The organism is Caldivirga sp. UBA161, assembly GCF_002506515.1.
GTDB lineage: Archaea > Thermoproteota > Thermoprotei > Thermoproteales > Thermocladiaceae > Caldivirga.
In genome coordinates this window covers 1-4,477 of sequence record NZ_DAXS01000063.1, presented here as the reverse complement: position 1 = coordinate 4,477, position 4,477 = coordinate 1, and the positions used below count along the sequence as shown (strand labels likewise).

At 40.8% G+C, this 4,477-nt stretch carries 7 protein-coding genes and 1 pseudogene (1 of these 8 cut by a window edge); 3 read left to right on the top strand and 5 right to left on the bottom strand.

What is annotated here, in order from left to right; genetic code table 11:
* On the top strand, nucleotides 1-19 hold part of the coding region annotated (locus tag BP896_RS09835) for a PaREP1 family protein (protein WP_414633189.1) (this coding region is incomplete at its 5' end). Its footprint begins 144 nt before the window's first position; 19 of 163 annotated nt are visible.
* Between the two features lie 282 nt (nucleotides 20-301).
* Here the strand turns inward: BP896_RS09835 and BP896_RS06975 are convergent.
* The gene (locus BP896_RS06975) at nucleotides 302-1,432 is read right to left on the bottom strand and encodes a hypothetical protein (protein ID WP_291767037.1); all 1,131 of its coding nucleotides are present in this window, start codon (nucleotides 1,430-1,432) and stop codon (nucleotides 302-304) included.
* A gap of 48 nt (nucleotides 1,433-1,480) precedes the next feature.
* Here BP896_RS06975 and BP896_RS06970 point away from each other — a divergent pair, with 48 nt between their 5' ends.
* On the top strand, nucleotides 1,481-1,660 hold the full coding sequence (locus tag BP896_RS06970) for a hypothetical protein (RefSeq protein ID WP_291767036.1): 180 nt from the start codon (nucleotides 1,481-1,483) through the stop codon (nucleotides 1,658-1,660).
* A gap of 47 nt (nucleotides 1,661-1,707) precedes the next feature.
* Nucleotides 1,708-2,424 (top strand): purine-nucleoside phosphorylase, encoded by a 717-nt coding sequence (locus BP896_RS06965; RefSeq protein ID WP_291767034.1) that lies wholly within the window; start codon nucleotides 1,708-1,710, stop codon nucleotides 2,422-2,424.
* Here the strand turns inward: BP896_RS06965 and BP896_RS06960 are convergent.
* From BP896_RS06960 to BP896_RS06945, 4 genes and pseudogenes are all read right to left on the bottom strand, one after another.
* Nucleotides 2,417-3,748: an APC family permease gene (locus tag BP896_RS06960; RefSeq protein ID WP_291767032.1), complete on the bottom strand. Its 1,332-nt coding sequence runs from the start codon at nucleotides 3,746-3,748 to the stop codon at nucleotides 2,417-2,419. The two genes, BP896_RS06965 and BP896_RS06960, sit on opposite strands and share 8 nt — an antisense overlap.
* Before the next feature lie 65 nt (nucleotides 3,749-3,813).
* Entirely contained in the window at nucleotides 3,814-4,029 is a 216-nt protein-coding gene (locus BP896_RS06955) for a hypothetical protein (RefSeq protein ID WP_291767031.1), read from the bottom strand.
* An 8-nt stretch (nucleotides 4,030-4,037) separates the two neighbouring features.
* The gene (locus tag BP896_RS06950) at nucleotides 4,038-4,184 is read right to left on the bottom strand and encodes a hypothetical protein (RefSeq protein ID WP_291767029.1); all 147 of its coding nucleotides are present in this window, start codon (nucleotides 4,182-4,184) and stop codon (nucleotides 4,038-4,040) included.
* 5 nt (nucleotides 4,185-4,189) lie between these two features.
* Nucleotides 4,190-4,477 (bottom strand): annotated as a pseudogene (locus tag BP896_RS06945) (hypothetical protein); the annotation flags it as partial.

Sequence of the window (4,477 nt, the reverse complement as noted above, 5' to 3'; positions counted from 1 at the left end):
TGAGGCCAAGACATGTTAAGAATGATGTGGAGTATATTGACCGTATTGTTAAGTTGGCTGAGGATATTGTGAAGAGTCGGTTAAATAACGCATGACCCATCTTAAGCCTGAGCGTTTATGATTAGATTTTACTATGTTTAATGCATGGAGGGTACTGTAATGAAACTGGCGAGTAGTTGGGAGGGGAGGTATGTCTTCCTAGAGAATCGGTCCTAAGGATGATGCAAAGGGTAAATATGAGCAATGAGGCTGAGTGATTAAAATATTAATCATAGTGAAAACAGTACTTTCCCGTGAATAATTATAACTTATATTTACTTACTTTAACATTACTCCTTAAACTTAGTGTTGAGTCATAGATTCTTAATGCATACTCAGCCTCCTCATTACTGTGGGTAGTTCTGAAGATGACTTCACGAACCTTCTCCCTATTAAAGGCTATTAATTCACCGTTAAATATAGTGAATGGAGGCATATCCATAGTCACTAACCCGTAAACGTGGGAGCCTGGGCCAATTGCCTTACCGGTCATTATGCTTGTATTAATGCCTGTCTTAACCCAGTCACCTATAATGGGGCCTAGTTTAACCATACCTGTATCAACGCCCATGAATTTAACAGTACCTAATGTATTCTTGAGGTTTGAGACTGTTGTACCAGCACCAAAATTAACCCACTTACCCACGTAGGAGTCACCCAAGTAACCATGATGCTCCTTAAAGGTGCAGCAGTCAATTACAGTATTCTTAATTTCCCCAGATAACTTAACATTCATGTAGGCTACAGTACCCTCCCTAATGTAGGTGAAGGGAGATAGAGCAGTACCTGGCCCTATTAATGCTGGGCCCTTAATGTATACTGGAACATTAATACTACTCTTAACCACGAGCACCGGCCCCTCATTAATGTTGAACCTAACATCCCCTGAAACTTCAGATTCATATAATTTTACACCTCCCCCTAACCCAATGATGCTTGCTAGTACTTCAATTGTTTCCTTAAGTAAGGTATTATTATGCTTGATTATATCCCATGGCCCTCTAATGAACTCAATACTGCAGTCGTTAATGGTTCCTCCACTACCCTTAACCTTAATTAAATTGTAGCCTCCGCATACTACGGATTCATTATTACTAATATGCTTAATCACCATCCTAATGTTACTTGAGTATGGGATTATACATGGGTTAATGTATGCGTCAGCATTACTGGAATACTCAATGTTAATTGGGATCCCTAATTCACCGACCAGTAGCCTATTTCTACGAATGTGAATCTGCTCAACATTAAGCACTACTGCAGCTTCATTAATCAGCCTGATTAACCAGTGCTCAATAATCCTTAATCCACCAATAATTATGTAGGGGATTGGCGTAGTGTATGATATTGGCTCCATGGGTGAACTACATGGTAGCGTTAACGCCAGCCGCATTTATTGTCAATGGGCAAAGCTTATTAAGCATTTAAGGTTAACCCAACGATGGCTGCCATACCAAAAACACTGGTAATAGGTAGGTGCCGCAGGTGCGGCGCTAAGATAAGGATGTATGATGACTACTACGTATGCCCACGCTGTGGATCATTATTCTGTGTAGTGTGCGCCGAGAGGAAATTATTCGGTAAGTGCCCGATTGATGGAACTCAATTAGTTAAGAAGTAGGTTAACACCGTGTTAATACTTAATAAACGCATCCACTTAATGAATTAATGCCAATACACTTAAAGGTTAGTAAAGGTGATGTAGCAGAAAGGGTTATAGTAGTTGGTGACCCAGCCAGGGCTAGGCAATTAGCAAGTATGCTTAAGGATTCAAGGATAATTAATGAGAATAGGGGTTTCCTAGCCTACACCGGCTCATACAATGGTGTTAAAATCACTGTGGCGACCCATGGTATAGGGGCACCATCAGCAGCCATAGTGGTGGAGGAGTTGGTGAGTATGGGGGCTAGGGTGATAGTGAGGCTTGGTACTGCTGCGGCACTACAGGGTGGTATTGAGCCTGGTACAGTGATAATACCAAGTGGTGCAGGTTATAATGTAGGTGGCATATATGCACAATACTTGGGAAGTAATATAATGTACCCAGCCGTGCCTAATCATGAAGTCCTACTTAAATTAATAAGCAATTTCACGAATTCTGGATTAAACTTCACTGTTGGTGTAATCTACAGTAGCGATGCCTTCTATGCTGAGGAGGATTTACCTAAGGCACTTGGTTCAAGGGGGATAATTGGGGTTGAGATGGAGTGCGCCGTATTATTCCTACTAGGCTTAATAAGGGGGATTAAAACTGGGGCTGCCTTAGTGGTTACTAATAAGTTGACTGAAGGTAGGTTCAGTAGGTTCCTGGAGGGTAAGGAGCTTGAGTCAATTATTAATAGGGTTGGGGCAGTGGTATTGAATACTTTAAGTGAAGTCACTTAGTGTTCCTTATTAGCGAAAGCAGTATGAAGCCTGTTATTAACCATATGGTAACTGGTAAAGCGTATTGGGGCTTATAGATTAATTCCAGGATAATCGCCGCAGTGAATATGGGTAATCCAATTAACGCCAATGCTGGTATTTTTAAATTACCTATCCTAGTTGTGGGTGTTTGGAAACCGCTAGGCTTATTGCTTGACTTAAACTTAATTAATGCTAAGATGGCCAGTGAGTATGTTATCATTGAGGCTATACCGTATGATCCAACTATTAACTCAACATCATTACTTAACACAAATAATGATGCAATAAATGATGCAGCAATAATGGATAGGTATGGTGTTCTAAACCTAGGATGAATTACGGCTAATTGCTTGGGCATTAATGAATCATTACTCATACTGTAGATGCTTCTTGAGTAATCCACGATACCAGCATTAATGCTTAGAAGCATAACTAACGCTATTGAGGAGGAAATATACATGCTTAATAATCCATGTCCAAGTAACCCAACGGCCAAGGCACCTAATGGATCACTAAGGTTCCTAGCAATATATTGTGTTAAGCCAGAGTATGAAGTTATTGTGGATAGAGCTAATGCAACAACAGTGGATAAGGTGCATACAGCTATTATGGATCTTGGCACACTATGCCCAGGTAATAACGCCTCCCCAGCGGATTGTGCAATAACATCAATTCCAGTATATCCCCTTAAGGCGTAGGCTAAGCCGATTGCAGGTATGGTGAAGCTAATGCTGAATCCCACATGATGCGGTTGGTGAATTATAGCGTATACGCCAAAGGCCATTAGGGTTATTATGCCTACTAGGTCAATAGCTACTAATACTAGGTTAAATCTGGCTGATGGCTTAATACCAATAATGTTAATGATGGCCAGCGCCCATATCATAATTAATGACAATACTACGTTAACCGGCCATATGCGTAGGCCTTCAATTAGGACACTTAAGTAGCCTGTGAACCCAACTGCACCGTAGGATACCATGAGGATTTGGTCAAAATCAAGCAACCAACCAGCTATGAAACCAGGAACCCTACCCAACTCGTGCCTAACATAATAGTATGCGCCACCAGCCTCAGGTATTGCACTACCTAATTCAGCATAAGTTAATCCAGCTACCCATAGTGGTATGGAGCCTAGAAGCATAACCACTGGTAATGATGATCCTGAGTAAAGCGCAATAACGCCCATTGAGAAGTAGTATGTTGATGAAACGTCAGAGTACCCTAACGCAAATAATTCCATGGTCTTAAGCGTCCTCCTAAGCTTAATGTGCCTATTCTCCATAATAATAATGATATCCATAAACATGAACACTTTTTAAGCCTTAATGAAGTAAGCTCACATCCCTACATGCACCATTACTATAATTATGAACGCTCCTTAATTACTCCAGAATCCATACACCTTGGCTCAAGGATTACTCCTCTACTTATTGTTATTGAAACCTTGTTTTCACCTAGTTTATAACTTAACCACCTATAGTTAGGTATCTTCCAGATAATTACATTAGTTAAGTAACCTGGTTGTAAAATGCCCCTATCCCTAAGTCCTAAGCTATATGCCGCATCTACGGTTGCAGCCATTAACGCCTCTAGGGGGTCATGCCAAGTAAATATGTGGCTAACTCCATTATATACTGCATGCTTAACACCCAGGTACTTGGGCTAAAGTCCGAACCTAAAGCCGTAGGTACTCCAATATCCTTAAGTGCCCTCACCGGCGGCTTCCTGTTACTCATCAATGTTAGTATTGTTGCAGGTAATAATGTGGCAATTGAGCCCTTAATGCCATAGCTTTAACATTCCGCTCCGGCGTATTTAATAAATGATCAAGTGACATTATGTTAAATTCATTAACTAAGTCACTGCATCCAATGTAGGCAATCTCATCAGCATGAAGCCTAAGCCTAAAACCCCTTAATGATGCTTCCCTAAGTATTATCCTAGTTTTATTAACGGTGAAGGCGCCATAATTACAGAATACATCAACAAACTTAGCCAATTCCTTAGCTTGACAAAGTGAAAGGGCAAG